The following is a 25,111-nucleotide window of genomic DNA, read 5'->3' as shown; positions in this document are numbered from 1 at the left end:
ACAATCTTAAAATAAGCTTAATTTAAAGGCCGAGGAATATGCCTGTTTTAATCGCAAAAGTCAATATAAATTAACAAGCGCGGCCTAATGTTCAACACCCAAGGCTTGACTTGGGCTATTCTCAATTCTTAACCTGCACAAATTAAATAACGCTGCGATGCGACGCTCTTACTTTTATTGCAGGCAAGTAAACCCGTAATATCCCAAGTTGCACTAATAATTTGAAAAGCGTAGCTTCACAAAGTGCCTTGAAAATCTCAGGTCTGAACCAAAGTAAACAGTCTAATTTCACTAGGTGAAACAGGCCTACCAAGGTTAATGGCGCGTATTGTATCAAAGCTGACAAGGCACGCCTAGTGCTAAATGCACAACGACTGTGGCATAATCTGCCGCGATTCACTGAATTTAGGAGTTAAGGTGGCAAAAGGGTTATTTAAATCGGGTATGATTGTCAGTGCCATGACTATGATTTCGCGGGTTTTGGGCCTCATTCGAGATGCTGTAGTTGCAAATCTGTTGGGCGCTGGACTGGCTGCTGATGTATTTTTATTCGCCAACCGGATCCCTAATTTTTTACGTAGACTATTTGCTGAAGGCGCGTTTGCTCAGGCATTTGTACCTGTTCTTTCAGAAATTAAAGAAAAGCATGGCGATGATAAAGTAAGGTTATTTGTTGCACAAGCCGCTGGCACGCTTGGTACAGTGCTCTTTATCATCACCATTTTGGGGGTCGTCGGTTCGCCTGTCATTGCGGCGTTATTCGGTACAAGTTGGTTCATAGACTGGTGGCAAGGTGGTGCAGATGCCGAAAAGTTTGTGCTTGCCAGTGCACTATTAAAACTCACCTTTCCCTATTTATTCTTTGTTTCTCTAGTGGCTCTAAGTGGCGCTGTACTAAATGTTTATAATCGTTTTGCTGCCGCAGCTTTTACTCCTGTATTATTGAACGTTGCGATTATTCTTTGCGCTATTTTCCTTCATGATAAATTTGAGCAGGGTGCATATGCATTGGCGTTAGGGGTATTTATTGGGGGAATGGTTCAACTACTATTCCAAATACCGTTTTTACTGCGTTTAAAGGTGCTAAGTCGCCCCCGCTTTGCCTGGCGTAGCCCTGAAGTAACCAAAGTCAGAACCTTGATGATCCCAGCATTATTTGGTGTTTCTGTTAGCCAAATTAACTTACTACTGGACACCGTCATTGCCTCTTTTCTCGTGACGGGATCGATTGCTTGGCTTTATTATTCAGACAGATTAATTGAATTTCCACTCGGTCTATTTGGAATTGGTATTGCGACCGTGATACTGCCTGCACTTTCTAAACTACACGCAGGAGAAAAAAGTGAAGACTTTCAGAAAACACTAGATTGGGGTGTCCGTTTTGTCATCTTTTTGGGGTTACCTGCAATGCTAGGACTGATGGTGACAAGCCCACTTATCATTTCAGTATTATTTGGCCATGGTGAGTTTGTTTCTCAAAATGCAGACAATATAAATAAGGTAAGTTTAGGAGTAGCCGCATATTCCGTTGGCTTACTAAGCTTTATGTTGATTAAAGTACTGGCACCGGGCTTTTACGCTAGACAAGATACCAAAACGCCTGTTCGTATTGGTATTATTACCATGGCACTCAACATGGTTTTCAATCTTATCTTAGCGCCTTTTATTGGTTATCTAGGCCTTGCATTGGCAACTTCATTATCAGCGTCTTGTAATGCGTTTTTACTTTATCGTCAGCTGTCACATCAAGGTGTGTATCAGCTAAGCGCATTTTCTCTTGGTTTTACTGCCAAATGCTTTGTTTCAGCGGTCGTGATGGCTGTATGCGTATACTTTCTCGGTGCCCGCTTTGAATGGCTAGAGTGGGGACTAATGGAGCAGGTACTATTACTTTGCGGATTATTGGCGGCCGCAATGGTGAGCTATTTTAGTTTACTATTTATACTAGGGGTAAGATTGAGCACAATCCGAGATGCTTGATTCGCATTTTTAAGCAACTTGGGTATAATCGGGCTCTTTGATATTTGCTGCACAAAGGCACGGCACTATGCAACTAATCCGAGGGATCCATAATATTCGACCACATCATTTTGGTTGTGTGTTGACGATTGGAAACTTTGACGGGGTTCATCTTGGACATGTAGAGGTTTTGAAGGGGCTGATTAGCGACGCAAAACACTATCAACTTCCAAGTACAGTGATGTTATTTGAGCCGCAGCCCTTGGAGTTTTTTGCCAAAGATAAAGCACCGGCTAGGCTGACGAGATTACGTGATAAACTAGTCCTGTTACAAGAGCTTGGTATAGAGCGAGTCATTTGCGTCAACTTTAATCGCAAATTTGCCTCGCAAGATGCAGAACAATTTATCAAAGAAGTCCTAGTGGCAAAGCTTGGAACCAAGGCGCTCACGGTCGGCGATGACTTTCGTTTTGGTCGTGAACGTGCTGGTGATTTTGCAATGCTAAAGCAAGTAGGCGAACCGCTAGGTATGCAAGTAAAAGACACGGCAAGTTTTCGCAAGCAAGATTGTCGTGTGAGTAGCACGTTGATCCGCACGGCGCTGGCGGCTGGTGATTTGCGTCAAGCACATGATATGTTGGGCCATACTTATGCCATTTCAGGCCGTGTTATTCACGGTTGGAAGAAAGGCAGAGAGCTTGGTTTCCACACTGCAAATATCGCGTTAAAGCGCCAAGTGAGCCCTGTGCGCGGTGTGTATGCGGTCAAAGCGACTGTGAATCACAAAACACATTATGGCGTAGCGAATGTTGGCACTAAGCCAACGCTAAACGGAACGAAAGCCCTTTTAGAGGTGCATCTGTTTAATTTTAATGAGACCATCTACGGTCAGTTTATGAAAGTGGAGCTAATTAAAAAGCTTCGCGATGAGCAAAAATTCGAAACATTGTCGCAGTTAACAGAACAAATCAGTCGTGATGTTAGCAATGCAAAACAGTGTTTTTCTTTAACGTAGCCGATACGGAAAGTAGGATAAATGAGCGACTACAAACATACTTTAAATCTACCGGAAACTGAGTTTCCGATGCGTGGTAATTTGGCGCAACGCGAACCAAAGATGCTGAAAAAATGGTATGAAGAAGACCTATACGGTCAAATTCGCATTGCGAAAAAAGGTAAAAAGCCATTTATTTTGCATGACGGTCCTCCGTATGCAAATGGTGATATTCACCTAGGTCACTCAGTAAACAAAATCCTAAAAGATATTATTATCAAGTCAAAAACGCTTTCTGATTTTGATGCGCCTTACGTACCTGGTTGGGACTGTCATGGTCTTCCAATTGAGCTACAGGTAGAAAAGAAAGTAGGCAAACCAGGTAAGAAAGTATCGGCTGCTGAATTCCGTGAAAAGTGTCGCGACTACGCTAAAAAGCAAGTTGATGGCCAAAAAACAGATTTCAAACGCCTTGGTGTGTTAGGTGACTGGGATAAGCCTTACCTAACCATGAACTTTGATTTTGAAGCCAATGCTATTCGTGTGCTTGGCCGTATTATCAAAAATGGTCACCTGCACAAAGGTGCAAAGCCAGTTCACTGGTGTACGGATTGTGGTTCAGCGCTTGCAGAAGCAGAAGTTGAATATCAAGACAAACAATCACCAGCAATTGACGTAAAATTTGTGTTTGCTGATCAAGCGGCAATCATAAGTGCATTTGGTTTGGCAGAAGGCCATGAAGGAAAAGGCGAAGTAAGTACCGCAATTTGGACTACAACACCTTGGACACTACCTGCAAACCGCGCTGTGGCAGTACATGGTGCACTAGAGTATGCGCTGGTACAAATCGAAGATGAAGGTCAAGAACAGCGTATTGTGCTTGGTTCTGAATTAGTCAAAGACGCTGTTGATCGTTTTGGATTCAAGCACTTCCACGTATTAGGTTACGCGAAAGGCGCTGCGCTTGAGAATCTGCGCGTTGCACACCCATTCTTAGATTTCGATGTGCCTGTTATCTTAGGTGAACACGTAACAACGGACTCAGGTACTGGTATCGTTCATACAGCACCTGGTCACGGTCAAGAAGACTTTACCGCAGGTCAGGCTTACGGTCTAGAGGTTGCGAACCCTGTTGGTGCAAATGGCGTTTATCTACCTGATACGCCGATTTTTGCAGGCCAACACGTATTTAAAGCAAATGATAGCATCATTGAGTTATTAACTGAGAAAGGCGTGTTATTCCGCCATAAGGCACTAACGCATAGTTATCCACATTGCTGGCGTCACAAAACTCCGATTATTTTCCGTGCGACGCCGCAATGGTTCGTCAGCATGGATCAGGCTAACCTTCGTGCTGATTCACTAAATGAGATCAAAAAGACTGAATGGTTACCAGAGTGGGGTGAAAGCCGCATTGCAAACATGGTTGAAGGTCGCCCTGACTGGTGTATTTCACGCCAGCGAACTTGGGGTGTACCAATCGCATTATTTGTCGATAAAGACACAGGTAGCTTGCACCCTGAAACGGAAGCCTTAATTGAAGCCGTTGCTAAATTAGTGGAAGAAAAGGGTATTCAAGCATGGTACGACTTAGAGCCAAGCGCGCTACTAAGTGAAGCAGATGCTCAACAATACGTAAAAGTACGAGATACGTTAGACGTATGGTTTGACTCAGGCGTAACGCATGCGTGTGTTGTTGATGCACGCGAAGAATTAACAGGCCCTGCAGATCTTTACCTTGAAGGCTCGGATCAGCACCGTGGTTGGTTTATGTCGTCAATGATGACTTCAGTTGCTATCAATGGTCACGCGCCTTATAAGCAAGTGTTAACGCACGGCTTCACGGTCGATGAAAAAGGCCACAAGATGTCTAAGTCATTAGGTAACGTGATCTCGCCGCAAGACATCATGAACAAGCTAGGTGCAGATATTTTACGCTTATGGGTAGCTTCCACTGATTATACGGCCGAAATGACCGTGTCTGATGAAATCTTTAAGCGTTCAGCAGACCGTTATCGTCGTATTCGTAACACAAGTCGTTACCTACTTGCGAACCTAAGTGGCTTTGATCCAAAAACGGATTTAGTAGCAATTGAAGATATGGTTGAGCTAGATCGCTGGATTGTAGCGCGTGCCGCACAGCTACAAACTGAGATCAAAACAGCGTACGATAAGTATCAAATGCTTCAAGTAACACAAAAGCTCATGAATTTCTGTACAGGTGAATTGGGCTCGTTCTATCTAGACGTGATTAAAGACCGCCAGTACACCGCGAAAAGTGATAGCCATGCGCGTCGTTCTTGCCAATCTGCGCTTTATCATATCGCCGAAGCTATGACGCGTTGGATGGCGCCAATTATGAGCTTTACTGCACAAGAAATCTGGGAAGTATTACCAGGTGAGCGCGGCCAGTTTGTATTCACGGACACTTGGTATGATGCAATTGAAGGGGCGACAGAAGGCTCGTTGAATAATGCTTACTGGCAGAACTTACTTGCGGTACGTGATGAAGTGAACCGTGTACTAGAGAATGCACGTAAAGAAGAAGTGATCGGTGCAACGCTACAGGCAGAAGTAACGCTATACACAGGCAGTGACTTAGCTGAGCAACTCAGTGCTATTGGTGACGAATTACGCTTTGTTTTACTGACTTCGAAAGCAACTGTAGAAGTGGTAAACAGCAAGCCAGAAAATGCAATCTCATCAGAAATTGATGGTTTGTTTATTAGTGTAGCGGCAACATCAGCTAAGAAGTGTGATCGTTGTTGGCATTATACCGACGACGTAGGTACAGACGAGCAACACCCAGACATCTGTGGCCGTTGTATTAGTAACGTTGAAGGTGATGGCGAACAGCGTCAATTTGCCTAGGAGTAAAACGTGACACAAACTACACAGAAAAGTGGTCTGGTGTGGTTGTGGCTTAGTCTACTGCTTTTTGCAGTAGACTACTTCACCAAAGCACTGGTTATGGCTGAAATGGAACTCTACGAATCCATTGATATTTTGCCAATATTCAACCTTACTTACATGCATAACTATGGTGCAGCGTTTAGCTTTTTAAGTGAAGCGGGCGGTTGGCAACGGTACTTTTTAAGTGGTATTGCCGTGGCGATTAGTACTTTGCTGATCTTCTGGTTACGTAAATTGCCAGCATCTAATTGGAAACTAGGATTAGCCTATGCGATGGTACTAGGTGGCGCCGTAGGGAATTTATATGACCGTATCATTCATGGTTATGTTATTGATTTTCTACATTTTTATTATCAGGATTGGCATTATCCAGCCTTTAATGTTGCAGATATGGCGATTGTTGGCGGTGCTGCACTATTAATTTTTGATGCCTTTACCAGTGGCGATAAACCACAGGAGAAAAATGCGTGAGTGAGCAACTAATTGGAGCAAAATCTGAAGTATTGTTCCACTTTTCAATCAAGTTATCAGACGGTTCAGCAGCAGATTCCACCAAGGTTCATAATAAACCCGCAAAGCTATTCATGGGTGATGGCAGCCTGACGGAAAATTTTGAAAAGTGTTTGCTTGGGTTAAAAGCAGGCGATGAGAAATCTTTTGAGCTAGAGCCAGAAGACGCGTTCGGACAACCAAATCCTGACAACATTTACTATGTTGATAGAAGCAAGTTTGGCGCAGAAACCCCCGCTCAAGTGGGCAGCATTATTGCATTTACGCAACCTGATGGTACTGACTTGCCTGGATTGATACGAGAGGTGGCCGGTGATTCGGTAACGGTTGATTTCAACCACCCACTTGCGGGTCAAAAAATAACATTTGAAGTGGAAATTCTTGAGGTAAATAACTAATGGAAATCTTGCTGGCAAACCCGAGAGGATTCTGTGCAGGCGTAGATAGAGCGATTAGTATTGTTGAGCGTGCACTCGATATTTTTGAGGCGCCTATTTATGTTCGTCACGAAGTGGTTCATAACAAATATGTTGTTGATGGTTTGAAATCTCGTGGTGCGGTGTTCGTTGAAGAGCTAAATGAAGTACCAGACGACAGCATTGTTATTTTCAGTGCACATGGTGTTTCTCAGCAAGTACGTAATGAAGCAAAGCGTCGGGAATTGAAGGTTTTCGATGCAACCTGTCCATTAGTAACAAAAGTACATATGGAAGTGACGCGTGCTAGTCGCAGAGGCACTGAATGTATTTTAATCGGGCACCACGGTCATCCAGAGGTTGAGGGTACCATGGGTCAGTATGACAATCCGAACGGTGGTATTTACTTAGTTGAAAAGCCCGAGGATGTAGTGACACTCGAAGTTAAAAATGCAGACAATGTATTCTATTGCAGTCAAACAACGTTATCGGTAGATGACACTGCGGATGTAATTGATGCGCTGCGCAATAAGTTCCCAAATATTAGCGGTCCACGAAAAGATGATATCTGTTATGCTACGCAAAACCGTCAAGATGCGGTTCGTGACTTAGCGGATAAAGTGGAACTACTGCTCGTAGTTGGTGCTAAAAATAGTTCTAATTCTAACCGCTTAAGAGAACTTGCGGATAAAATGGGAACTAAGGCATTTCTCATCGATGATGCCTCTTCCATCGAAGAAGCTTGGTTCGATGAGGTTGCAAAGGTTGGTGTAACTGCGGGCGCATCAGCACCTGAAGTGCTGGTTCAGCAGGTTATCTCACGGCTTAAAGAACTTGGTGGGGAAACGGTAGTTGAGAACCCTGGACAAGAAGAAAATGTCGTGTTTGCCGTACCAGTAGAACTCAGATAAGAGAGTTAGCACGATGACACCGCGTATCAGGTTGTTGTCTGCACTATTGAGTGAGCGAGGTGTGCTAGCATTGCTGGTTGCCTCGCAAATCCTAGCCTTTTTATATACGCTGATTTCCGCGACAGCGTTTTGGCAATCTCTCGGGTTAACTAGCTTATTCATTCATTTCACTGCCTTTTTATCACTAGCCGTCATAGTGATTGTTCGCCACGCTGTTGAAAAGCGTTCGGATCTCGTAGAAGCTGGAATTCTCATCTTAGTCTTTGTGTTTTGCACTGGCGTAACGAGCACGGCTGTTCCCTATGGTTTTGCACTATTGGGTTGGGTTGATGAGGCAAAAGTTGAATTGAATTTGTGGCGTAATATCGCAATATGCCTTTGTATTATCACTCTCTTTGCACATTTTTTAGCTATTTTTACCGATAATATTCGTAAGGTGAAAGCGCTATCCCAAGCGGAACTTGAAGCGTTACGTGCGAGAATTCGGCCGCACTTTTTATATAACTCACTCAATACTGTGGCCGAATTGGCTCATATTGATGCAAATGCAGCAGAAAAATCAGCATTAGCCCTTGCCGATTTATCACGCGCTGCGATGTCTACACAAAATACTGTTCCGCTGGAAAGTGAAATATCTTTATGTAAAGCATATTTAGCACTTGAGAAGTGGCGCTTCGCAGAGCGTTTGAGGGTAGAATGGGAGTTAGACAATGTCTTGGGAAATGTTTTGATCCCTGCGTTGATATTACAGCCATTGGTGGAGAACGCGGTTAGCCACGGAGTAGAGCCAAATCCAAACGGAGCAGATATTCGTATTCATATTCACCGTAGTCAACGCACCTTAACGGTGGTAATTTTTAACAGCTATGACGCTAAATTAAAGCCGACGCACCAAGGGCATGGCATTGGGATAAGTAATATCAGGCGCCGCTTGGCTTTACACTACAATCAATCCATTGATTTTAAAACTGAAGCCAGTCAAGATAGCTATACCGTCAGTTTTTCGCTACCGCTATGAAGACATTAATATCTTATCTTATTGTGGACGATGAGCCGTTGGCAAGAGCGCGCGTTAAACGGCTAATGCAAAAGCATAGAGGCTTTCGCTGTATCGGTGAAGCTGATTGCGCAGATAGTGTGGAAGCGCTATTAAAACAGGAGCCTGTGCAGCTTATTTTTCTTGATATTTCAATGCCGGGTCAGTCAGGTGTTGAACTCGCGAGCCAATTACGCTTGCAATTTCCGAGGATGAAAATCGTGTTTCTAACGGCGCACCCGGAATATGCGTTAGAAGCATTTGAACTGCACGCTAATGGTTATCTAGTGAAGCCACTAGATAGTGATAAGCTAGATGCTTTATTGACTACTATCTTTCCGAGTATGGAGACGCTCAGCTATTACGTTGGCAGTGAGTTGCGTCACGTTCAGGTTTCGGATGTGATTGTTGCCGAGGCGGATGAAAAGTATACGCGAGTAACATTGAATTCTGGCCTACAAGCACTCATTGACATGTCACTCAAGTCACTGTTAGATAAGTTCCCGACACATTTTATTCAAATCCATCGCCGCACATTAGTTAAACGAACGGAAATCTCCGCGTTAGAGTTGCATGAACAAAAACACTATGTGTGCCTCGAGTCACTCCCCAATCGCTATGAAGTTAGCCGTAGAGCTTACACCCAACTAAAAACATTGTTTTGAGTGTTAAGCGGTGAATAAACCGCTTATCGCCTCAAAAGACCTTTCATACTATCTCGTATTGAGTTTCAAAGACGACTGCTTAAACTGAAGCTAGGATAATTGAATTTTGGTTGAGATATGCATATTTCGCTAAAGCAACAGGGCTTCACATTGTTAGAAGTGCTTATTGCGTTTATGATTTTGAGCTTTGGGTTGCTTGGTGCTGTGGCATTACAAGCAAAAGCTAAACAAGCAAGTTTTGATTCAATGCAGCGAGCCGCGGCGGTCGAACTTGCCAGCGACATCATGCACAGAATAAGAACAAATGATGCGGCAAATATAGCTACACTCTACAACATCAACTTTAATAGCACAGAAGACGTCCAAGAAAACACCACGTGTTATTCTCAGCGCTGCAATGCCGCAACGCTTGCGAGAACAGATATTGCTAATTGGCGCCAAGCTATAAGAGCAAGGGAGAATACAGGTTCGCTGGATAACGCGGTTGTTTGTATTAACCCTACTCAAGTTGCCGGTGATACATCAGGGGTAAATGTACAGGTCATCGTCACTTGGCGAGGTCGTCAAGCCATGACAGCCCTTGCGAATAATCCCGCAGGAAGTTGTGGCACGGTTGATGATAGGCGTAGAGCAGTAGTTATGGATACGTTTGTCTTAATTAGGAGTGAGCCATGAAGAGGGTGTTAGGGTTTACTTTATTAGAAATAATGATCGCTATGTTTATTGGCGTATTGTTACTGGGCGGTGTTATAGCAACATACGTAGGTATGAAGGCGACCACCAATGACACGATGCAAATTGGAGAATTACAAGAGAAGGGTCGCCTGGCTCTATCAATAATGCGCCGTGATATTGAGCAAGTCGGCTTTTGGGGGACTTTTTATGAAAAAGCGTTTTCCCCTAATAATCAAGTCGCGCCTGCAAACCCTGGCAATGATTGTTCAGGAGGAATTAACAATGGAAGTTTTCCCAATAACCAACCCGCAAACTTTCGTCCAATTTGGGCAACCTTCACTACTAATTCGACAGCACTTGGATGTATTACCAGAGCGAAACCAGAGTCAGAAGTTTTACAGGTAAAATTTTTAGAAGGGAGTCCTGTAGATGTAACGGGTCTTGTGCCAGATGCAGGTGCTATCCAATCAACCAGGTATTATTTTATTGCACAGCAAGAGCAAGCTGAATTTATCGCGGGGGGTAATGTCGGGAATATGCCAAGTGTTAATGCAACACTTTGGCCATATAGTCACCATGTATATTATGTAAGTGAAGAGCAACAAGTCATTAATAATCGCACTATTACTATCCCAGTCCTAAGAAGGCAAAGGTTACATGTTAATGGTGGTATGACAGACGAGCTGGTGATCGAAGGCGTTGAACAAATTCGTTTTATTTTTGGCTTAGACACCAATTTTGATGGTCGTGTTGATAGGTATAGAAATACAGCAACTATGTCTGATGCTGATTGGGGTGCCACAAGAGGCATATTATCTCTACAGTTGTTCGTATTGGTAAGAGTATTGGAACCAGATGTTGATTTTGGGGTGCAGTCGCGATCGTATGTATTAGGGAATGACCCTAATAGGAGAACGGTTACTTATAACGACGCTATCAGACGTACTGTATTTTCAACCACAATATCAATGTACAACATGGGAGGCTCGGCATGGGAAATGTAAAACAACGAGGTGTGGTACTGATCATGGCGATGGTCATGGTAGTTGCAATAATGGCAGTTGCAGTGACATTGATGAGCACCAGCACATTGGATATTAAAATGACACATGCGGTGATGGAACGAGAAGAAGCTGAGAGTTTACTGTTTGGTGAAATGCAAAGACTAATAAGACAAGAGCAGCGAGCCGCTAATAGTGTATTTTTACGCTCACGACAGCAGCTAGCTAACGATGGGACAACCGTTCAAACGCCGAATGGCTTACAAGCCACTGTAACCAACCTAAATAATGGAGAGTTAGAGTTGTTTTGTCCTCGTCAATATGACTATACCGAAGGGTTCGTTTGCAACATGACCGAAGTCCGAGCTACTGTGGGGTATGGCGATAGAGGACGTCATAACGTCACCATTGTGATGGGTATTGGTCAGGAAATTGTGAGCGTTTCGAATTAACAGCCTTTTTCGAGTAACTGATATGAATAAGTTAATATACACGATAGTTGCATTAATGGCGCTATTACAAACCGCTCAAGCAGAAGACATTGAGCTTTATGTTAAACACAATGTTTCTACTCGCGAGCAACCTCGGGTGCTGATGCTATTTGATACATCAGGCAGTATGGCGTGGGATTCTCAAAATGGTAAGGCGTGTTACGAACGTTACTCATATTACACGTGGAAGGGCTGGCGTAGGGTCAAAAGGAATGGGTATCGATCGTCTGATTGTTTTCAAGGTAATAAGTGTTATCAAAAAAACCAATTTGGGAATTATGTTCAGGGCTGTGCTGATAGCCGCCTAAAGGTAGCACAAAATGCGATGCGTAAACTGGTGAATGATAACGCAGATATCCAGTTTGGCTTATCTCGTCTGTATTCTTCAAGTGGCGGTTATATATTAAATGGTATTGGTAGTAGCCGTAACGACATCGTAAATAAAATAAATGCATTACCTGCTTCTGGTTCAACGCCTTTGTCGGAAACCTTATGGGAGTTGTATAATTACCTCAAAGGTGGAGGCGTTTACTGGGGAGAAAATGGTGGAAATGATAGAGATAAAAGCATAGAAAGTCGTGGTAATTATATCTCCGCGTTTACTCCTGCTCGTGGCGCGGAGGAGCGCTGCGATACCTCTATTAATTTAATCTTAATGACAGATGGAGATCCAACCAGTGACACCAGCTCCAACAACAGCATAGTGAATGAATATTTCTCAGTCTACGGTGCATACCCCAATTACTTTGATATAAATGAAGGCTCTGGTGTCACTAAAAATTATTTACCCGCATTAGCTAAAACAATGCGCGGTACGTCTCAAGTAAAAGTTGACTTATACCCTTCTACGCCTGATGAACACGACTTTGCACGTGTTTTTACAATCGGTTTTGGTAACGGTATGTCTGGTACAGGCAAGGACCTGCTGAAGGAAACCGCGGCGCAAGGTGGTGGGCAATATCTTCATGCTAATACTGCGGACGAGTTGTCAGACGTACTCAAAACCACCATTACCAATATCAGAAATGTAAGTGCAAGTTTTAGCTCACCAACGGTGTCTGCCAATGCCGAAGACCAAACCCAAACCGGTGATGCACTTTATTACACACAGTTTAAACCGGAAACACATACGCGTTGGCGTGGCAACCTGAAAAAGCTAAAGTTTGTGGGTACAGAAATAGTAGGTCAGGAGCGAACCAAAGCGATAGATAACAAGGGTGTTATTGATAGCAACATCACGACGTATTGGTCGCAAGCGGACTCAAAAGATGGCAATAATATAGAAAAGGGCGGAGTTAACTATGCCCTTGAAAATCAGATCACTAGAAAAGTCCTGTCTGATTTTGGTGGCAGTGATTTAGTTGACTTCACTTATAATAACGCCGAAAGTGCCTATGGTAATTTAACTAAGCTTGCCGCTGCAATGGAGTTAAGTGGTGCAAGTAAAAGTGAGATACAAAATATTTTTAATTGGGCGATAGGCCAAGATGTTGATGATGAAGATGGTGATGGCTTACGCTCTGAAAGAAGACCAGACATCTTTGCTGATCCCCTACATTCAAAACCCGCAACAATTGACTATGGCAACGGCGATATCCGTGTGCTCATTGGCACCAATGCAGGTATGCTTCACATGTTTAAAGACCACGGAAATAGCGTAAGTGAAAGCTGGGCATTTATCCCTGGCTCTTTATTACCTATTTTGAATCCGGTAAAAACACGTAAAGCAGAAACTAAACTGTATGGTCTAGATGGGCCTATTACTGTGTACTTTCACGATGTGAATAAAAATCGCAAAGTGGAATCGGGAGACAAAGTCTGGGCATTTGTAGGGATGCGCCGTGGCGGCAATAAATACTATGGTTTTGATATTACCAATCCGGATTCGCCTAAACTATTGTGGGGTGCGCCTATTTCCGGGGATTCAAACAAATTTAAGAATTTAGGACAAACGTGGTCTAAGCCTGTAGTGACTTTCATTGAAAAGCAAAAGGATAGACCGGTATTGGTTTTTGCAGCAGGATATAATACCAATAAAGACAATGTTTCACGTAGCGATGATAATGATAAAGGCGTAGGAATTTACATGGTTGATATCATGTCAAACAATGCTGATATCGTCTGGTCGCTTACTGGAGATGCGTTTAAAGGTAAGCACAGTATTGTTGCGGAGCCAACGTTAACGGACTCAGACTATGATGGCTATATTGACCGAATTTACCTAGCGGATACCGCGGGGAGTATCTGGAGAATTGATATACCCGGCCCAAACCCATCTGATAGTACTGAGCCTTGGACTCATTTCGAATTGGCGCGTTTGGGGAATAGCTCTGCTAATGAAGATAGGCGCTTCTTCTATCGTCCAACTGTTGCCCGTACCTTTTATAGTAAAGTAACAGAGACCAGATATAATGGGAATTTAATTAAAGAGCGCAGAGATACACCGTTTGATGCAATCGTTATCGGCAGTGGTAATCGCTCTAAGCCAACAGACTCAAGCGTGAATGACTATCTTTTCATGATTAGGGACATACACACGAAAACACAGTCTTTTGTAAGTGATATTCCAGACCCTATACTAGTTTCTGATTTAATGGAAATGAAGAGTGATCCGTTCGGAAATGCTGTAGATGATATTGATGACTTTGTTGAACTAGAAGTAGAACTGGCTAAGTTTAATGGCTGGAAGTATCAGTTATCAGGAGGTGAAAAATCACTATCTGGTGCTACTGTAATTGGAGGAGTTGCTTACTTCACTTCATTTACACCTGCAGATCAGACTACCCAACAATGCACGTTAACGGGTGGTAAAGGGCAGCTGTACATGTTCCACTTACATTATGGCACAGGGAAAACCTACGTGACTTCACAGGATCTACCGGATACACCAACTCTAGTTGTACGTAAAGACGAAAATGGTAAACGAATTCCTTTTATTGCTGGCCCTGGAATTATAGCTGATGATAGTAATCCATTTGTGCCGCCAGGAATACCGGGTGAACCAGTGCCAGTTGTCGGAGATAACGACAAGGTTATTATCTTTAAAGATAAAACTTCTGGGATCAGAACAAGGCAACTTTACATTTATAAGAGGGAAGATAGCGATGAGAAGAAATAGTATCCTAGGCAAAACAATGTCAGGCTTTACCCTGATTGAAGTAATGATAGTGGTAGTGATCATTGGTATCCTCTCTGCTGTTGCGTACCCTAACTACACTGAATATGTGAGACGAGGAGCAAGGGCTGATGCCATGACTTTGTTACTTGATGCTGCAAATAAGCAAGAGCAGTTTTTTGTGGACAATAGAGCGTATTCAAATAATCTTGCAAATATTGGTGTGCCGACAGCAACAGAAAATGGCTACTTCAATGTGACACTTGAAAACGTTACCGCAAATACCTTTACAATTGTTGCAACAGCTGCTGCAGGGCCAGTTCAAGGAGATCAACAGTGCCCAGCTTTAACTATTGATGAGCTTGGCGTTCGTGGTGTTACTGGGACCACGAATCAAGACGCTATAGATAGGTGTTGGGAACGTTAATTTTTTCGGGGAGTCGTTGGCTCCCCTTTGTATTAACATTACTTATCCAAACCTCAGATTATTTATTCTTGGCACTCATCTGTATCTTTTAGAGTGCTTCTCCCTGTGTAGCTAACTGACAACGACAATCCCATGGTAGAACTTGCGTTACAGTAGACAAAAGTACCGTTATAGAGTCCTGCGAGATGACCAAAGCGGCGAAATATAATAGCGTTTCTTGGGTAAGTGAGCTTGTCACCTGAGTCTATTGAGTCCACAACAGCTAATTTATAATCATCGTCTGAAAACTCACCTTGGGGGTGGTAATCAATAAAAACCGTTAACTGAGTGTGCCATTCTTTGCTGTCGCAGCGATTATTTTTCAGTGGGCATAAAGTGACGGTTGCACCGCTTGCAACAGCTTGAATGCGAGCCAAATTAATCGCTCGCCGCAGTGCTTCAAGTTTTATTTTTGGTTTATCAAACTGAAATAAAGCCGTAAGACTGGGAAGAGAAAATAAGCTGACGATGGTGATAATCGCCAAACACACTAAAGATTCCAGTAGGGAAAAACCCATATAGCGACGCATATCCTTTGCCTCGAATTACATTTTCTTTAAGCCTAGTTGTTTGTGTGTTAAAGGCAAGGTTGAAGCGAAGAGATATTTTACGCGTCAGTACTTTTGTGGCTATTCGCAGGATTCTGTCGTATCTCCACGATATAATGCTGTGCCAGCGGTTGAAACACTCAACTGCTGATTGTTGTCGTCACTGCCAGGACAATAGGTAAAATTGCCGGCGTTTGAACCACTTAAAAGTCCGCTTGAATCAAACCTTAGACGATTGTCACCAGAAAATACCATAGTGTCGTTATCGTCTACGACCTCCATAGTTCTATGGATAGTATCACCATTACTAAATGTGCCATTTTTATCACTATCAACAAACACGCTAATTCTGTTCGTTGCCCAATTATCTTGGCAAGTAAATGGACTCCTAGCTTGAATATTGGCTGGGGGAGCTGGGCAGAGAATGACAATTTCGTCTGCGGCGGTTGCCTTTACACGAGCAAATGCAATATTGCGCTGTAATTCTTGTAAGAAAGACTCTGCTCGGTTACGTTGCAGCAGGTTGCCATCAAAGCTAAATGAAATGGCCAAGACGATAGCCAATATAGCGATGGTTATCATTAGTTCTAGTAGGTTGAATCCCGCTGATTGTTTCATTACCGCCTCACAACCAAAAAGTAATAATTTATGATTATTATTATTGCGTGAAATCACTTCAACTTTCAATGTCTTTGTTTGCCTTGGGCAAGCGGATTGTCTAAAATCGACGCTATACCAAAGGAATCGAGATAGTCATGAAGAAAATAGAAGCAATAATTAAACCGTTTAAACTTGATGATGTCCGAGAAGCGCTTTCGGATGTGGGGATCACGGGTATGACGGTATGTGAAGTGAAAGGCTTTGGTCGTCAGAAAGGCCATACTGAGTTATATCGCGGTGCTGAATATATGGTAGATTTCTTGCCTAAAGTAAAACTTGATATTGTTACCGCAGATGAAGACGTGGACAGAGCGATTGAAGTTATCCTAAAAACCGCGCAAACGGGCAAAATTGGTGATGGTAAAATTTTCGTAACCGATGTTGAGCGTGTGGTTCGGATCCGTACAGGTGAAGAGGACGAAGAAGCAATTTAATGACGCTGTTAAGTCAAATACTTACCTTTTAAGGCTGCTTACCTTCTATTATGGGCAGCCTAAATCCTTCCTTATTACAACTACAAACAGGTAAAACACACTGACGATTAATTTCCATGTACAGGAAGCAAGTACTTTTACTGCTGTAGCAAGCTTGAAGGCGAATACTGGCGGGAGATAAGTCACGATCTCAGCGGTATCGTGACTTGACACTATTTTTATTTGTTACGTGCGTTAACCGATTTGGCTTTTTTCACGTTATCCGCAAGGTCCTGAAGGCCAAGTTTGCGATAGCTTTTTTCCATAATGTCAAAAGCCTGAGTCAGGTAACTACTTTGAGAGTAATGTTCTACTACATATTTACCACGATTTGCTGCGGCAAGGTATGCTTCACGCTCGAAGTAATATTCAGCGACTCTGAGCTCATAGCGAGCCATTTTGTTCAGTAGCCAGACCAAGCGTTTTTTCGCCTCTGGTGCATACGGACTGTTTGGATAGTTTTTAACTAACGTGGTTAAATCCTGAAAAGCAACACGGGTGCGATTGGCATCACGGTCAGCTCTGTCTACACCGAAATACTCTTGGAATGCGTTTTCATCAGCCTTGATGCTAACTAAGCCTCGCATGTAATACATGTAGTCTAGGTCTTTATGATTTGGATTTAAGCGAATAAAACGATCAATAGTCGCAAGTGCTTGGTCGGTATTACCTGTTTGATAATATGCATAGACTAGGTCCATTTGAACTTGTCTTGCATAAGGGCCGAATGGATAACGAGCATTAATTGCACTTAATAATTCAATGGCACGGGCATACAAGCCGGAATCTAATGTTTGTTTTGCGTCTTCATAAAGCGCTTGGGCGGATTTGTTTGGTACGCGTTCAATATCTTCTTGTTCTGGTGCGGATGAACAGGCTGCCAAACCTAAAACAGACGCGGCTAACGCCAGCCTAAAGGCGTGTGTCCTTAAGTTTTTAATCATTTTATTTTACTACCTTTGTTTTCTTCGGCTAGGCCAACTCGGCAAAACCGAGTAAACTATGCATTAATACGATTCTAACCCAGTCGAGCACGGCTTGCACTGGTAAATTAGGTAAAGTTTCAGATGTCAGAGCAAATTTCCCTCCAAGCGGAGGTTCCAGTCGAACTCGGTGGTAAACGTCTAGACCAAATATTGGCGCAATTGTTCCCGGATTTTTCTCGTTCAAGAATAAAAACTTGGATTCTTGAAGATAAAGTCACCGTAGATGGTGAAGTATTCAACACTCCTCGTGAAAAGTTACTTGGTGGTGAAAGTGTTGCTATCGAGACGGTTATCGAAGCACAACGTGAATACGAAGCGCAAGATATAGAGTTAGATATTGTTTACGAAGATGATGATATTCTTGTGATAAACAAGCCCATGGGGCTGGTGGTTCACCCGGGAGCCGGTAACCCGGATGGCACTGTGTTAAATGCTCTGCTGCACCATCACCCAGAAATCATTAACGTACCTCGTGCTGGTATTGTACATCGTCTAGATAAAGACACGACCGGCCTAATGGTTGTGGCGAAAACCATCCAAGCACAAACGCACTTGGTGAAAAACCTACAGGCCCGTGAAAACTTCACGCGTGAATACGAAGCAGTTTGTAATGGCACGATGACAGCAGGTGGCATGATTGAAAAGCCAATCGGTCGTCACGCAACTAAGCGTACACATATGGCAGTGCATGAGATGGGCAAGCCGGCTATCACTCATTACCGTGTTGCTGAAAAGTTCAGAGCACACACGCGCCTGCGCCTGCGCCTAGAAACCGGTAGAACACACCAAATTCGTGTACATATGGCGTATTTGAATCATCCGTTAATTGGCGACCAGCTCTATGGCGGCCGTCCTCGTCCACCAAGAAATGCGACTCAAGGATTAACCGAACAATTAAGAGAGTTTAAACGTCAGGCATTGCATGCTATAAAACTAAGTATCGCTCACCCAATTACCGGCGAGATGATGACATGGGAAGCGCCTGTGCCTGAAGATATGATTAAGCTGGTGGCAGCGCTTAGAGAAGATACCAAAGAAAACCCGGATTTAACGTTATAAGATGCAACTTGCTCAGTGGCCATTAACCCAATTCGTTGGGACATTATCAACAACGCGCAAAGGCGGTGTTTCAGCACCGCCGTATGATAGCTTTAACCTAGCCTTTCATGTTGGTGATAATGCTGAACATGTAGCCGAAAATCGTCGAATTTTACACGGCTATGTGGCTAACCCGATTGTATGGCTTGAGCAAGTGCATGGTGCAGAAGTGGTGGTGGTCGACGAGCAGTTTGAAATCGCGCAGGTCCATCAAGCCGACGCCCTATACACTCGCTTGCGTCAAACACCACTGGCTATCATGACAGCAGACTGCTTACCCATTCTGCTTGCATCAAAAGATGGTGAGGAGGTGGCCGCTATCCATGGTGGTTGGAAGCCTCTTGCAGCTGGAATTATCTCGCAGACACTAGCTAAATTTAACTGTGCTCCTGAAGAGATTTGTGTATGGTTTGGCCCTGCGATTGGGCCTAGTAAATTCGAGGTGGGCGAAGACGTGGTACAGGCTTTTGAGGCGCAACGAAATACGGCATTTGTTGCCAAAAAAGACGGTAAATACTTTGCGGATATTTTCGAGCTTGCAAAGTCGCTATTACGCGAGCAAGGTGTAAAGGATTTTTACGGCGATAAACACTGTACAGTAACTATGTCCGAGCAATACTTTTCCTATCGTAGAGACAAAACAACGGGCCGTATGGCAACTTTGATTTGGCGCAAATAATCAGGGTAAATTATTACTTTTACGCTTGATCTTCGTTCAGTTAATACCCATAAATAAGGTAATTCAATATTTTATATGGGTAAATAAATCATGCGTTTAGATAGATTTACAAGCAAATTTCAAGCTGCGCTTTCTGATGCGCAGTCATTAGCGCTTGGGCGCGATCACCAATTTATTGAACCTGTTCATTTAATGTATGCTTTGCTCCAGCAGAGCGGCTCGAGTGTGCGCGCATTATTAGCACAAGCAGATGTGAGCGCCGACGAGCTTAATACTAAGTTGTCACAAGCCATTGAAAAGCTATTTAAAGTAGAAGGTGTAGGTGGTGATGTACAGCTTTCAAATAACCTTATTTCACTGATCAATCTGTGTGATAAATATGCACAAAAGCGTAAAGATAAATACATCTCCAGCGAGTTATTTGTTTTTGCTGCATGCGAAGATAAAGGCCCACTAGGCGAGATTTTCAAAGCGCTTAACATCACCCAACCAAAGATTGAGCAAGCCATCAAGGCTATTCGAGGGGGTCAAAAAGTGGATGACCCTAATGCCGAAGACACTCGCCAAGCTCTTGAGAAATTTACCATCGATCTCACTGAGCGTGCTGAGCAAGGCAAGCTTGATCCGGTTATTGGCCGTGACGACGAAATTCGCCGCACTATTCAAGTGCTACAGCGCCGTACTAAAAACAACCCTGTACTTATCGGTGAACCGGGCGTTGGTAAAACTGCCATCGTTGAGGGGCTCGCGCAGCGTATTATCAACGGTGAAGTTCCAGAAGGTTTAAAAAGTAAGCGCGTACTATCGCTAGATATGGGTGCATTGGTGGCTGGAGCAAAATACCGTGGTGAATTCGAAGAGCGCCTAAAGTCGGTATTAAACGAGCTGGCTAAAGAAGAAGGCCAAGTTATTCTCTTTATTGATGAAATCCATACCATGGTGGGGGCGGGCAAAACCGATGGTGCAATGGATGCTGGCAATATGCTAAAACCCGCACTAGCCCGTGGTGAGCTTCACTGTGTGGGGGCGACCACGCTTGATGAGTATCGTCAGTATATTGAAAAGGACGCGGCACTCGAGCGTCGTTTCCAAAAAGTATTTGTTGCAGAGCCAACCGTAGAGGATACCATCGCGATTCTACGTGGCTTAAAAGAGCGTTACGAATTGCACCACTCAGTAGATATTACCGATCCTGCGATTGTCGCTGCGGCTAACTTGTCACATCGTTATATCTCAGATCGGCAACTTCCCGATAAAGCTATCGATTTGATAGATGAAGCTGGGTCTTCAATTCGGCTGCAAATTGACTCGAAACCGGAGCAGTTAGACAGACTAGAGCGCCGTATTATCCAACTAAAATTGGAAGATAATGCGCTGGCGAAAGAGAAGGACGAAGCGAGTCAAAAGCGTCGTACTGAGATGCAAACGCTCATCAATGAATTAGAAGCTGAGTATCGAGAGCTTGATGAAGTATGGAATGCAGAGAAGGCTTCATTACAAGGCACACAAGTGATTAAGGCTGAGCTTGAGCAAGCGCGCTTAGATCTAGAAGTTGCGCGTCGAGCAAGTGACTTGCAACGTATGTCTGAACTACAGTACGGTCGGATCCCTGAGCTTGAGCGAAAACTAGATCTTGCTTCTCAGGCTGAAATGCAGGAAATGAGTCTTTTAAAAAATCAGGTCGGTGAAGATGAAATTGCAGAAATTTTATCTCGCTGGACTGGGATCCCGGTCGCAAAAATGCTTCAAGGTGAGCGTGAAAAGTTACTGCAAATGGAAGACGAGCTTCATAAAAAAGTGATTGGTCAAGACGAAGCTGTTAATGCGGTTGCTAACGCTATCCGTCGCTCAAGAGCGGGGCTTGCAGATCCTAATCGCCCAATTGGTTCGTTCTTGTTCTTAGGTCCAACAGGGGTGGGTAAAACGGAGCTGACCAAAGCACTGGCCAACTTTATGTTTGATACGGAAGATGCCATGGTGCGCATTGATATGTCCGAATTTATGGAAAAGCACTCAGTTGCGCGCTTGGTTGGTGCTCCTCCTGGCTATGTTGGCTACGAAGAAGGTGGCTATTTGACAGAAGCGGTAAGGCGTCGTCCTTATTCTGTGATTTTGCTTGATGAAGTGGAAAAAGCGCATCCAGATGTATTTAACATCTTATTGCAAGTCTTGGACGATGGTCGCTTGACCGATGGCCAAGGCCGCACGGTTGATTTTAAAAATGCAGTGATCATTATGACCTCGAACTTAGGGTCGGATGTCATTCAAGAGCAAGCAGGAAATAACGACTACGCAGCACTCAAAGAGCGTGTTATGGGCGTGCTGGCTAGTCAGTTTAGACCTGAATTTATTAACCGTATTGATGAAACTGTGGTGTTCCACCCGCTTATCAATGAACACATTAAAGAAATTGCGAGTATCCAGTTAGACAGATTGAGTAAACGTTTAACTGAAAGAGGGTTTGCACTCGAGCTTAGTGATGCCGCGCTTGATAAAATCGCTGCAAGCGGGTTTGATCCTGTATATGGTGCTCGTCCTCTTAAACGAGCCGTACAACAATACATTGAAAACCCGTTGGCGCAGGACTTGCTGCAAGGTAAGTTTGTGACTGGTGATACCATTAAAGTCGAGGTGCTTGATGACCAGATAGTGTTCAATCACTAAATATAGCTAAACGCTCTTACAGCCATACTGTAAGAGCGTTTTTCCCTCCCATACCGTAAATTTCTTCAAACTCCTTACCCTTTCGCGTATTCTACAAAGATACCAAACTGTTTTCTAAGCAAGCCGCATATGATAAATAACTCAACCACTTATGGTATTTACGAATTTGGTGATAGCAGTCAACTGTGTAGCACCACTATTTCTTTGCCAACACTAACCTTAGGCCAAGTGCTGGTAAAAGTAAGCAGTACCAGTATTAATCCTATTGAAGTGAAAACCAGACAAGGTCTTGGTTATGTTGCAGCGCAAAAAAGCGCAGATGCCTTTTTGCCGCTCGGATATGATCTGTATGGTGAGGTGGTTGAGGTTTATGGCCCAGATAGCCAATTTAAAGTAGGCGACTTTGTCATCGGTATGATTGGATTTGCGAGTAACCCCGGGACCTATAGTGACTATACAGTGGCGCTTGAGTCAGAACTCATCAAGGTTTCTTTGCAAGAAAGTCCAGATATTGCAGGTCTTTGTCTTGCGGGTCTTACGGCAAAACAAGCGTTAGATAAATTCTCTAATCGTGATCGTCCATTATATGTATTGGCACCAACTGGTGGCGTGGGGCATTTAGCAATTCAACTAGCACAGCTCCAAGGGCGAAAAGTTATCGCGGTCTCCACCCGCCCTGAGCACGAATTGTTGTCGAAGCTCAAGGTAACGGCAATAAGTTATGACGAATTTTATCAGCACCAAGTTGAATGCGATTTACTGGACTTAATTGGTGGCGATATTGCATTACAGTGTGTCGACTCGATGAAGCCGGATTCGCACCTGGTGACCATTCCGAGCGTCACCAAAGAAATCGTCTGTGAGCGAGCCACGACAAGGGATGTAAGGGCTGAAGGTATGTTGGTTGCGAGTAATTTAGACGATCTTAAATATTTGTATCAGGCGTACCAAGCTGGCAAAATCAGCATCAACGTAAGTCATTACTTTGCGATGGCGGATATTGCGCAGGCTCATCACTGTATGGAAAGTGGTAAGCATGTTGGCAAAGTTATTATTAAGGCCTAAGTGTACTAAAAGTAGCCATATTTAAATTGATTGCTCGGTTTAAATCACTCATTTGATGAATACACTTGGTATAATTTGGTTTCGACCCCATAAACTTGAAATTGGCCTGTAGGTTCGAGGAAGAATTTTTGAAACAATTAGACTTAAACACTAAGCTGGACTTTTTGTCTGACGGCGCGCATCGCGGCGTTTTCAAAGGTATCAAAAGAGGTATCGAACGTGAGGCATTACGGATCCAAGGGTCGGGAAAAATAGCGAAAACACCGCATCCAGAAAAGACGGGCCATGCACTGACCAATGGTCATATTACCACTGATTTTTCTGAGTCGCTGCTCGAATTTATTACACCAGTGAGTGAAGATCCACAAGAGACATTAGCGCAACTTTCTGATCTACAGAAATTTACGTTGGCTAACATGGGTGATGAGTTACTGTGGCCTTTGTCGATGCCATGCTTTATTGAGGACGAAGAAGATATTGTCCTAGCGCAGTTTGGCACTTCTAATATCGGCAAAATGAAAACGCTATATCGTGAAGGGCTAAAAAATCGCTATGGTAGTATGATGCAGGCCATTGCGGGTGTGCACTTCAATATTTCGTTTCCAGAGACCGTATGGCAAAGCCTGCAAGTGATGTCTGAAGACGATAAACCTCAGCAATCATTTATCTCCCAACAGTATTTAGGCCTTATTCGTAACTTCAAGCGTGAAATGTGGCTGATAAGCTACCTGTTTGGCGCATCTCCTGCGCTTTGTCCGTCATTTTTGCAAGGCAAAAAGAGCGACTTGCCATTTAGTAAGCTAGAAAATGGCTCTATATACCTTGAATATGGCACCGCACTTAGACTGGGTGATTTAGGTTATACCAATAGCGCACAAAGTTCGCTTAAGGTGATGTATAACGATCTGGATGAGTATATTGCGGGCTTGCGACAAGCCATTCGTTGCCGCTCCGACTTATATCATGAAATTCCAGACTATCGAGCGGCAGAGCCAAAACAGCTGAATCGCAACATTTTACAGATTGAAAACGAGTTCTACTCGCCAATTAGACCAAAACGTAATGCCAAGTCTGGTGAAACCCCGACTCAGGCACTTGAACGTGGTGGTATTGAGTACATCGAAATTCGTGCGCTGGATGTTAACCCATTCGAGCATACTGGTGTGAGTCTTGAGCAAATCCACTTCCTAGATGTGTTCTTAACCTATTGTTTGTTAAAGCCAAGCCCTGAACTCTCGTTTGATGCGCAAAAGCTCGCTGGTAAGAATTTACATCAGGTGGTTAATCAAGGTCGCTGTACAGCACTTGAACTGAGTAAAGCGGGTGAGCCTGTGAGTGTGAAACAGTGGGGCACTGAGATTTTTACAGACTTACTTAAAGTTGCAAAAATGTTAGATGGGAGTACAGAAAAATCAGTCTATGTGGCAACAGTGGAAAAATTAATGTTGGCAATTGAAACGCCTGCACTTACTTTTTCTGGGCAGTTGCTATCTCAGCTGAAGAGTCGTACCTTAGAACAAGGTTCAATGGGCATTGAACTAGCGAACAAATATAAGCAGCTTCATCAAGATATCAAATACGGCTATTACGATGAAGATACGCTGAAGTCATTTGCACGTCAGTCTTTTGAAGATGAGGCAGCGGTTAGAGCGGCTGATTCTGTAGACTTTACTACTTTCCTTGACGATTATTTTTCAAGGGCATAATGCACAAGGCATAAAAAAGCGCAGCCATAAGGCTGCGCAAATAAATTTCAGGGATGAAACAATGCTAAACTGCTGCATTC

Annotated in this window: 22 protein-coding genes; 19 read left to right on the top strand and 3 right to left on the bottom strand. The window is 43.6% G+C overall.

The window, feature by feature from the left end; genetic code table 11:
* Positions 1–417: 417 nt before the first annotated feature.
* The 13 genes from murJ to CWC29_RS10805 all read left to right on the top strand — a co-directional run bounded on the left by murJ (position 418) and on the right by CWC29_RS10805 (position 15,113).
* The gene (gene murJ, locus CWC29_RS10865) at positions 418–1,980 is read left to right on the top strand and encodes a murein biosynthesis integral membrane protein MurJ (RefSeq protein ID WP_138523797.1); all 1,563 of its coding nucleotides are present in this window, start codon (positions 418–420) and stop codon (positions 1,978–1,980) included.
* Positions 1,981–2,047: 67 nt separating this feature from the next.
* Positions 2,048–2,974 (top strand): bifunctional riboflavin kinase/FAD synthetase, encoded by a 927-nt coding sequence (gene ribF / locus CWC29_RS10860; protein ID WP_128726875.1) that lies wholly within the window; start codon positions 2,048–2,050, stop codon positions 2,972–2,974.
* A 21-nt stretch (positions 2,975–2,995) separates the two neighbouring features.
* Positions 2,996–5,824: an isoleucine--tRNA ligase gene (gene ileS, locus CWC29_RS10855; RefSeq protein WP_138523799.1), complete on the top strand. Its 2,829-nt coding sequence runs from the start codon at positions 2,996–2,998 to the stop codon at positions 5,822–5,824.
* A gap of 9 nt (positions 5,825–5,833) precedes the next feature.
* A complete protein-coding gene (lspA, locus tag CWC29_RS10850) occupies positions 5,834–6,337 on the top strand; it encodes a signal peptidase II (protein WP_039496949.1) in 504 nt (167 codons plus the stop codon).
* Entirely contained in the window at positions 6,334–6,774 is a 441-nt protein-coding gene (gene fkpB / locus CWC29_RS10845; protein ID WP_128726873.1) for an FKBP-type peptidyl-prolyl cis-trans isomerase, read from the top strand. Before lspA ends, fkpB begins: the two co-directional genes overlap by 4 nt.
* On the top strand, positions 6,774–7,703 hold the full coding sequence (gene ispH / locus CWC29_RS10840; protein ID WP_128726872.1) for a 4-hydroxy-3-methylbut-2-enyl diphosphate reductase: 930 nt from the start codon (positions 6,774–6,776) through the stop codon (positions 7,701–7,703). The genes fkpB and ispH overlap by 1 nt, the downstream gene beginning before the upstream one ends.
* Positions 7,704–7,716: 13 nt before the next feature.
* Positions 7,717–8,721, top strand: coding sequence for a sensor histidine kinase (locus CWC29_RS10835; RefSeq protein WP_138523801.1), 1,005 nt, complete (start codon positions 7,717–7,719; stop codon positions 8,719–8,721).
* Complete coding sequence (locus CWC29_RS10830; protein WP_128726870.1) at positions 8,718–9,404, top strand: LytR/AlgR family response regulator transcription factor; 687 nt, start codon at positions 8,718–8,720, stop codon at positions 9,402–9,404. Before CWC29_RS10835 ends, CWC29_RS10830 begins: the two co-directional genes overlap by 4 nt.
* 117 nt (positions 9,405–9,521) lie before the next feature.
* Positions 9,522–10,079: a type IV pilus modification protein PilV gene (gene pilV, locus CWC29_RS10825; protein ID WP_128726869.1), complete on the top strand. Its 558-nt coding sequence runs from the start codon at positions 9,522–9,524 to the stop codon at positions 10,077–10,079.
* Positions 10,076–11,083 carry a PilW family protein gene (locus CWC29_RS10820; RefSeq protein WP_128726868.1) on the top strand — a complete coding sequence of 336 codons (1,008 nt, stop codon included), beginning with the start codon at positions 10,076–10,078 and terminating at the stop codon, positions 11,081–11,083. Before pilV ends, CWC29_RS10820 begins: the two co-directional genes overlap by 4 nt.
* On the top strand, positions 11,071–11,532 hold the full coding sequence (locus CWC29_RS10815; RefSeq protein WP_128726867.1) for a pilus assembly protein PilX: 462 nt from the start codon (positions 11,071–11,073) through the stop codon (positions 11,530–11,532). The genes CWC29_RS10820 and CWC29_RS10815 overlap by 13 nt, the downstream gene beginning before the upstream one ends.
* A 22-nt stretch (positions 11,533–11,554) precedes the next feature.
* Positions 11,555–14,689: a pilus assembly protein gene (locus CWC29_RS10810; protein ID WP_128726866.1), complete on the top strand. Its 3,135-nt coding sequence runs from the start codon at positions 11,555–11,557 to the stop codon at positions 14,687–14,689.
* A complete protein-coding gene (locus tag CWC29_RS10805) occupies positions 14,676–15,113 on the top strand; it encodes a type IV pilin protein (protein ID WP_128726865.1) in 438 nt (145 codons plus the stop codon). The genes CWC29_RS10810 and CWC29_RS10805 overlap by 14 nt, the downstream gene beginning before the upstream one ends.
* 62 nt (positions 15,114–15,175) lie before the next feature.
* Here CWC29_RS10805 and CWC29_RS10800 read toward each other — a convergent pair whose 3' ends face one another.
* Together CWC29_RS10800 and CWC29_RS10795 are read right to left on the bottom strand one after the other, a co-directional pair.
* The gene (locus CWC29_RS10800) at positions 15,176–15,682 is read right to left on the bottom strand and encodes a GspH/FimT family pseudopilin (protein WP_235956563.1); all 507 of its coding nucleotides are present in this window, start codon (positions 15,680–15,682) and stop codon (positions 15,176–15,178) included.
* Positions 15,683–15,781: 99 nt separating this feature from the next.
* Entirely contained in the window at positions 15,782–16,318 is a 537-nt protein-coding gene (locus CWC29_RS10795; protein ID WP_235956562.1) for a GspH/FimT family pseudopilin, read from the bottom strand.
* 137 nt (positions 16,319–16,455) lie between these two features.
* Here CWC29_RS10795 and glnB point away from each other — a divergent pair, with 137 nt between their 5' ends.
* Entirely contained in the window at positions 16,456–16,794 is a 339-nt protein-coding gene (glnB, locus tag CWC29_RS10790; protein ID WP_010371023.1) for a nitrogen regulatory protein P-II, read from the top strand.
* A gap of 218 nt (positions 16,795–17,012) precedes the next feature.
* Here glnB and CWC29_RS10785 read toward each other — a convergent pair whose 3' ends face one another.
* On the bottom strand, positions 17,013–17,777 hold the full coding sequence (locus tag CWC29_RS10785; RefSeq protein WP_128726863.1) for an outer membrane protein assembly factor BamD: 765 nt from the start codon (positions 17,775–17,777) through the stop codon (positions 17,013–17,015).
* Positions 17,778–17,900: 123 nt separating this feature from the next.
* Between CWC29_RS10785 and rluD the strand changes: the two genes are divergently transcribed.
* The 5 genes from rluD to gshA all read left to right on the top strand — a co-directional run bounded on the left by rluD (position 17,901) and on the right by gshA (position 25,031).
* Positions 17,901–18,878: a 23S rRNA pseudouridine(1911/1915/1917) synthase RluD gene (gene rluD, locus CWC29_RS10780; protein WP_128726862.1), complete on the top strand. Its 978-nt coding sequence runs from the start codon at positions 17,901–17,903 to the stop codon at positions 18,876–18,878.
* A 1-nt stretch (position 18,879) separates the two neighbouring features.
* Positions 18,880–19,596 carry a peptidoglycan editing factor PgeF gene (gene pgeF / locus CWC29_RS10775; protein WP_128726861.1) on the top strand — a complete coding sequence of 239 codons (717 nt, stop codon included), beginning with the start codon at positions 18,880–18,882 and terminating at the stop codon, positions 19,594–19,596.
* Between the two features lie 90 nt (positions 19,597–19,686).
* Complete coding sequence (gene clpB, locus CWC29_RS10770; RefSeq protein WP_138523805.1) at positions 19,687–22,260, top strand: ATP-dependent chaperone ClpB; 2,574 nt, start codon at positions 19,687–19,689, stop codon at positions 22,258–22,260.
* 129 nt (positions 22,261–22,389) lie between these two features.
* A complete protein-coding gene (locus CWC29_RS10765; protein ID WP_138523807.1) occupies positions 22,390–23,325 on the top strand; it encodes an NADP-dependent oxidoreductase in 936 nt (311 codons plus the stop codon).
* A gap of 128 nt (positions 23,326–23,453) precedes the next feature.
* A complete protein-coding gene (gene gshA, locus CWC29_RS10760; RefSeq protein WP_138523809.1) occupies positions 23,454–25,031 on the top strand; it encodes a glutamate--cysteine ligase in 1,578 nt (525 codons plus the stop codon).
* Positions 25,032–25,111: the final 80 nt, after the last annotated feature.

The organism is Pseudoalteromonas galatheae, assembly GCF_005886105.2.
Classification (GTDB): Bacteria; Pseudomonadota; Gammaproteobacteria; order Enterobacterales; family Alteromonadaceae; genus Pseudoalteromonas; species Pseudoalteromonas galatheae.
This window is presented reverse-complemented; position numbering and strand designations above follow the sequence as displayed.